This window comes from Lolliginicoccus lacisalsi (assembly GCF_014841105.1).
Taxonomy (GTDB): Bacteria; Actinomycetota; Actinomycetes; order Mycobacteriales; family Mycobacteriaceae; genus Lolliginicoccus; species Lolliginicoccus lacisalsi.
In genome coordinates this window covers 88127-93566 of the sequence record NZ_JACYWE010000008.1, presented here as the reverse complement: position 1 = coordinate 93566, position 5440 = coordinate 88127, and the positions used below count along the sequence as shown (strand labels likewise).

Sequence of the window (5440 nt, the reverse complement as noted above, 5' to 3'; positions counted from 1 at the left end):
CCGGGAGCTGCCAGCACCCCTCGCGCGTGCTGGCAGCTCACCGCCCGGTGTCCGGTGTCAGCGGGGCCAGGCCTGCTCGGCTAGCATGGGAAAAATGGCGCAGACCAGCATCACGTACCGCATCGAGGGCCCGGTGGCGCATGTCGCGCTGGCCCGGCCCGACAAGCTCAACGGACTCACCCTCGACATGCTCGCCGAGCTCGTGGAAGTGGCCGGCAAGATCAAGGAGGACCGCTCCGTGCGCGCGGTCATCCTCACGGGCGAGGGCGGCTCCTTCTGCGCCGGGCTGGACTTCCCGTCCGCGACCAAGGAGCCCAAGCGCATCGCCAAGTACTTCGTGCCGGTGCCGTCGTTCGTGCCGCTGCCGGGCCGGGGGACCAACACGTTCCAGCGCGCCTGCTGGGCCTGGCGTGAGCTGCCGGTGCCAGTGATCGCTGCCATTCACGGGCATTGCTACGGCGGGGGCCTGCAGCTCGCGCTCGCGGCCGATTTCCGTTTCGCCGCGCCCGACGCGGAGCTGTCGGTCCTCGAGGCGAAGTGGGGCATCATCCCCGACATGACGGGCACCGCGACGCTTCGCGAGCTCGTCGGCATCGACGTCGCCAAGCTGCTCACGATGACGGGCAAGACGCTCTCCGGCGCGGAAGCAGGGGAGCTTGGACTGGTCACCGAGGTGCACGACGATCCGGCCGCGGCGGCCCAGCAGCTCGCGGACATTCTCGTCAACCAGTCGCCGGATGCCGTGGCGGGCGCCAAGAAGATCTTCAACGCCGCCTGGTCCGGCTCGCCCGAGCGTGCCTTCGCCGCGGAGCGCCGCACCCAGTTGCGTCTGCTTGCGGGCGAGAACAGCAAGATCGCCCGCAAGGCACGCATGAAGGGACAGCAGCCCGAGTACCGGCCGCGGAAGCTCTACTGACCGCCGTGGCCATCGACGCTGCCGGACGGGCGGAACCCGGGGCTGCCGCCAGCGGGGACACCGGCGAAGCGGCCAGCGATGTCCTTGAGTTGGTCATCGCCGTGCATCGCCTCGTCCGCAGCCTCCGGCGCGCCTCCTCGAACCGGGGCTACTCGTCCACGCAGCTCGTGGTCCTCACCCACCTCAAGGACGTGGGTTCCGCGCGGATCGGTGAGATCGCCGCGCATGTGCCCTGCTCGCAGCCCACCGCCACCACCGTCGTCAAGGGACTGCAAGGGCTCGGCCTCGTCGAGCGGGTTCCCGATGAGGGCGATCGGCGTGCCACGCTGGTCACGATCACCAAGCTTGGGCTCGCGGCGGTGCGCGCGGTCGCCGAGAGCCGCGCCTCGGCCCTGGCCCGGCGCCTTGACTCCCTCGATGATGATGAGCGGGAGCGCGTGCGCGAGCTCATTCCGCTGCTCACCGCGCTCGCCGACGCGCCCGGCGAGGACGTGCGCTAGGGCGAGTGCTCAGGTGCCAAGCCGGCCGGACCAGGGCGGACGGGCACCAACCGGCATCATCCCGCTATCGTGGAACCATGCCGACCTCGATGCTGCGCCACCTGCGCGGTGCTGCTGTCGGCGCGGTCACGATCACCGTCGCCATCGCCGCGCACGGGGCAGCGGGCGGAGGGCTCCCCGCGGGATCGGGCCTCGTGATCCTGCTGCTCGTGGGCGCGGCGACGGGCGCGGCGGCGGCAAGCATGCGGGGCATGCCAAGCCCCCGTGCTGCGGATCGTTCCTTGCTGCCCATGCTCGCGGCGGGCCAGATCGCTTCCCACATGGTGCTCGCGCTGGCGCTCGACCAGCATGGGGCGGCGCATCACGCGCCCGCGGCGGGCGCATCGGTCGCCACCCATGGCGAATCGCTGCCGATGATGCTCGCCCACGCCGTCGCGATCATCGTCGCGGCCACGCTGATCCAGCTCGGCGAGCGCGGATGCGCCTGCGTGACAGACCTGATCAAGCAGGTCATGGCGCTCCTTGCGCTCATTGCTCCCGCCGCGGTGCCCGAGCTGGCCCTCGCCCGAGCACAGGAGCCGCCGCCGCTTCGCCCGCGGCTGCTCGACGCGGGCCTGTCCTCGCGCGGACCTCCAGCCCTGGCATTCCAGTAGCCAGGGACCGTTCCTGCCGGGCGGTTCCCGTTCCGCGCCGCGCCCATGCCGCCGCGCGGCACCCCCATCGTGCTCCGTGCCCCTTTGGTCCGGCTTGCCCGGGCTCCCCTGCACCAGGCCGCGCGGAGCCGTCGAGAACCTGGAGTGTTCCCATGAAGACCACGCGTGCAATCCGCATGCTTGCGATCCTGCCCGCCGCCGGCGTCGTGCTGGTAGCAGGATGCTCGAACGACCCCTCGCCCGCCCCCAGCGACCAAGCCAGCTCGGTGACGATCACCGATGCCTGGGTGAGGGCCGCGCAGGACGGCATGGTGCCCGCCTTCGCGCAGCTCGCCAACACCACTGACCAGGCCGTCCGGCTCTCCAGCGTCGAGTCCGCCGCCAGCGGTTCCACCGAGATCCACGAGGTCGTCACCCCCGACGGCGCCCCAGTGATGCGGGAGAAGGACGGTGGCCTCGTGATCGAGCCGGGCACCACCTACCGCCTCGAGCCTGGCGCGGATCACCTCATGCTGATGGGACTGCTCGACCCCATCGATCCAGGCGAGGACATCCCCATCACGCTGCGCTTCGCCGACGGCACCAGCCAGGAGGTCGTCTTCACCGGCCGGGACTTCGCCGGCGGGACCGAGGAGTACCAGCCCGGCATGGAGCACGACACGGGCTCGGGCAATGAACACTGACGCTCGCGCGCACGGCATCTCCCGCCGCCACCTGCTCGCCTCGAGCGCGGCGGCGGCGGGAGCGGCGGGCCTCGGATGGGGCGGCCGCTCGCTAGTGGAGCAGTCCGCGGCGAGCACGTTGCCGGACGGGCAGCAGATCGTGCCGTTCCATGGCTCCCACCAGGCCGGGATCACCACGCCGCCGCAGGCCCACGCCACCTTCGTGGCCCTGGACCTCCAGCCCGGGCTGGACCGGAGCTTGATCATCGGGCTGCTCAAGGCATGGACCCAGGATGCCGCCCGCCTCGCCGAGGGCAGGCCGGGGCTGGCGGACTCCGAGCCCGAGCTCGCCGCCGCGCCCTCGCGCCTGACCACCACGATCGGACTCGGGCCCGCCGTGTTCGAGGTTGCCGGGGTCGCGGACCAGCGACCACCGTCGATCGCGCCACTGCCACCATTGCCCATCGACGATCTCGACCCCCGATACAGCGGCGGGGACCTGCTGCTGCAGGTGTGCAGCGATGATCCCCTCGTTGTGGCGCACGCGGTGCGGATCCTCGCCCGCAGCGTCCGGTCCCTAGCGACGGTCCGCTGGACGCAGCGCGGTTTCCGGGAGGCACGCGGCTCCCACCCCGAGGGCCACACCATGCGCAACCTCATGGGGCAGATAGACGGCACCAACAACCCGAAGCCGCAGGACCCAGGCTTCGAGCAGGCACTATGGCACGACGACCCGGCCTACCCGTGGCTGCGCGGTGGCACATCGATGGTGGTGCGGCGCATCGCCATGGATCTCGACACCTGGGACGAGCTCGGGAGGCGCGACCGGGAGCTGTCCATCGGCCGCACGCTTGGGACCGGGGCGCCGCTGACCGGCACGAGGGAGCACGATCCCCCCGATTTCGGTGCGACCGACCGCTTCGGGATCCCCATCATCCCCCCGTCCTCCCACATCGCCAGGGCCCGCGCCCAGGCGCCGGAGGAGGTGTTCCTGCGGCGCGGCTACAACTACGACGACCCGCCCGAACCAGGCAGGACCAGCAACAGCGGGCTGATCTTCGCTACCTTCCAAGCAGACATCGCGAAGCAGTTCCTGCCCGTGCAGCAGCGCATCGCCGAGTTCGATGTGCTCAACGAATGGACCACCCCGGTCGGATCCGCGGTGTTCGCCATCCCGCCCGGATGCGAGCCCGGCGACTACCTCGGACGCGCGCTGCTCGAGGGATCCCGATGACCACACCCGCCATTTCCTTGCCAGGCACGGCCTGAGCCGGATAGAAGGAGAATCATGAGCAACCGTCCGAACCGTGGGCTGATCACCCAGCAGAAAGCACGGGACCAGCGCCGCGCGGCACTGCTGCGTACCGGCATCACCGCCCTGATCGTCGTCCTCGTCGTGGGCGCGGTGATCTTCATCATCTCGCAGCGCACCGACGAGAACACCGAGGCAGCCATCAACACCGAGGTCGTGGAGCCACAGGGCGAAGCGATCACCGACGACGCGGGCATCGCGTTCGGGCCCGAGGACGCCGAGGTCACGGTCGCGGTGTACGAGGACTTCCTGTGCCCGGTGTGCAAGCAGTTCGAGGACCTCTCCGGCGAGGTCCTGCGCGATCTCGCCGCGTCCGGCGAGGCGCAGGTTGTCTACTACCCCATCGCCATCCTTGACCGGCTCTCGTCCACGGCCTACTCCAGCCGCGCCGCGTCGGCCGCGTTCTGCGTCGCCGAGCACGCCAGCGACCAGTGGCTCGACTGGCAGCTCGCCATGTACGCCCAGCAACCGCAGGAAGGCGGCGCGGGCCTGCCCAATGACGAGATCGCCGGCATGGCAGCCTCGGCGGGCGCGGACTCGCCAGAGCTGCAGCAGTGCATCGCCGACTCCACCTACCAGGGCTATGCCCTCGAGGCCACCGACGATGCTCTCGCCGCGGGCGTGCAAGGCACTCCGACCGTGATGATCAACGGCGAACCAGTGGAGAACCTCACCCCCGAGGGCTTGCGCGAGGCCGTGGATGCTGCCCGGGGCTGACATTGCTCGCGGTGCTCCCCGCGATACCCGGGCGGCCGCAGGATGGGCGCTGCTCGTGCTGGGGCTGCTCGGGCTCGCGGCGGCATTCGCGCTCGCCGTCGAGCGAGTGATGCTGCTCGCCGATCCTGACTACATCCCCACCTGCAGCCTCAACCCGGTGCTGTCCTGCGGCTCCGTCATGACGACCGAGCAAGCGCAGGTGCTGGGCTTCCCGAACCCCTTCATCGGGATCGTCGCGTTCACTGTCGTGGTCACCACGGCCGTGGTCGTCCTCACCGGTGCCGCCCTGCCCCGCTGGTACTGGGCGGGCCTCGCCACCGGCTCCGTGCTGGGGCTGGCGTTCGTGCACTGGCTGATCTACCAGAGCCTGTACAGCATCAATGCCTTGTGCCCGTACTGCATGGTGGTGTGGGCAGTGCAATTGCCGCTCACCATCATCGCGGTGGGCCGGGCCTGGCCGCCTGGGCGGCTCGCGTCGGCCGTCGCGCCCTGGCGCTGGCACATCGTGGTGATCTGGTACGTCCTCGTGCTGGCGCTCATCGCCGAGCGGTTCTGGTACTACTGGTCGACGCTGCTCTAGCGGGTGCGGGTGGTCCCGCGGGTGCGGCGGTGGTCCGTGGGTGGTCCGTGGGTGGTCCGCCTCGGTCCGTGGGTGGTCCGTGGCCGCAAACGCGATAGAA

Annotated in this window: 7 protein-coding genes; all 7 read left to right on the top strand. The window is 70.6% G+C overall.

The features are described from left to right. The first annotated feature begins 85 nt into the window (after positions 1–85). The 7 genes from HT102_RS13230 to HT102_RS13200 all read left to right on the top strand — a co-directional run bounded on the left by HT102_RS13230 (position 86) and on the right by HT102_RS13200 (position 5340). Complete coding sequence (locus HT102_RS13230; protein ID WP_225443658.1) at positions 86–916, top strand: crotonase/enoyl-CoA hydratase family protein; 831 nt, start codon at positions 86–88, stop codon at positions 914–916. Positions 917–921: 5 nt separating this feature from the next. Then, on the top strand, positions 922–1416 hold the full coding sequence (locus HT102_RS13225) for a MarR family winged helix-turn-helix transcriptional regulator (protein WP_333473444.1): 495 nt from the start codon (positions 922–924) through the stop codon (positions 1414–1416). A 77-nt stretch (positions 1417–1493) separates the two neighbouring features. Next, positions 1494–2069, top strand: coding sequence for a hypothetical protein (locus HT102_RS13220; RefSeq protein WP_192039908.1), 576 nt, complete (start codon positions 1494–1496; stop codon positions 2067–2069). Positions 2070–2221: 152 nt separating this feature from the next. Continuing rightward, positions 2222–2752, top strand: coding sequence for a copper chaperone PCu(A)C (locus tag HT102_RS13215; RefSeq protein ID WP_192039907.1), 531 nt, complete (start codon positions 2222–2224; stop codon positions 2750–2752). After that, positions 2742–3965 (top strand): Dyp-type peroxidase, encoded by a 1224-nt coding sequence (locus tag HT102_RS13210; RefSeq protein ID WP_192039906.1) that lies wholly within the window; start codon positions 2742–2744, stop codon positions 3963–3965. Before HT102_RS13215 ends, HT102_RS13210 begins: the two co-directional genes overlap by 11 nt. Positions 3966–4019: 54 nt before the next feature. Further along, positions 4020–4760: a DsbA family protein gene (locus HT102_RS13205; RefSeq protein ID WP_192039905.1), complete on the top strand. Its 741-nt coding sequence runs from the start codon at positions 4020–4022 to the stop codon at positions 4758–4760. Further along, positions 4744–5340, top strand: a complete 597-nt coding sequence (locus tag HT102_RS13200; protein ID WP_192039904.1) for a vitamin K epoxide reductase family protein — start codon at positions 4744–4746, stop codon at positions 5338–5340. The genes HT102_RS13205 and HT102_RS13200 overlap by 17 nt, the downstream gene beginning before the upstream one ends. The last annotated feature ends 100 nt before the right edge of the window (positions 5341–5440 follow it).

Bases quoted from the DNA above. Each gene is read 5' to 3' on its own strand.
- HT102_RS13205 (WP_192039905.1), top strand. From the start codon at position 4,020: ATGAGCAACCGTCCGAACCGTGGGCTGATCACCCAGCAGAAAGCACGG.
- HT102_RS13230 (WP_225443658.1), top strand. From the start codon at position 86: ATGGGAAAAATGGCGCAGACCAGCATCACGTACCGCATCGAGGGCCCG.
- HT102_RS13215 (WP_192039907.1), top strand. From the start codon at position 2,222: ATGAAGACCACGCGTGCAATCCGCATGCTTGCGATCCTGCCCGCCGCC.
- HT102_RS13200 (WP_192039904.1), top strand. From the start codon at position 4,744: ATGCTGCCCGGGGCTGACATTGCTCGCGGTGCTCCCCGCGATACCCGG.
- HT102_RS13210 (WP_192039906.1), top strand. From the start codon at position 2,742: ATGAACACTGACGCTCGCGCGCACGGCATCTCCCGCCGCCACCTGCTC.
- HT102_RS13220 (WP_192039908.1), top strand. From the start codon at position 1,494: ATGCCGACCTCGATGCTGCGCCACCTGCGCGGTGCTGCTGTCGGCGCG.